Source organism: Rhizobium ecuadorense, from assembly GCF_001187535.1.
Taxonomy (GTDB): Bacteria; Pseudomonadota; Alphaproteobacteria; order Rhizobiales; family Rhizobiaceae; genus Rhizobium; species Rhizobium ecuadorense.
In genome coordinates this window covers 1-242 of sequence record NZ_LFIO01000082.1, presented here as the reverse complement: position 1 = coordinate 242, position 242 = coordinate 1, and the positions used below count along the sequence as shown (strand labels likewise).

The 242-nt window shown below is 62.8% G+C and carries 1 pseudogene; it reads left to right on the top strand.

The window, feature by feature from the left end:
- Positions 1-199 (top strand): annotated as a pseudogene (locus tag AF337_RS03815) (nitroreductase family protein); the annotation flags it as partial.
- Between the last annotated feature and the right edge of the window lie 43 nt (positions 200-242).

Sequence of the window (242 nt, the reverse complement as noted above, 5' to 3'; positions counted from 1 at the left end):
GGGACTGGGCGCCTGCATGCTGAACTGGAGTGCGGCGCGCGAGCAGGATATCAAGATGCGGACCTGCGTCGGCATCCCCGACAACGAAATCATCATCACGCTCATCGGTTTCGGCCACATGCGCGATGAATTCCGCGTGCCGGTATCGGCCCGAAAGCCGATCGACATGGTCCTGACGCGCGAACCGCCGCTCCGGTAAGCCTCAATCGTCGAGCGATCGGCAGCGCTAGACACCATCGGCA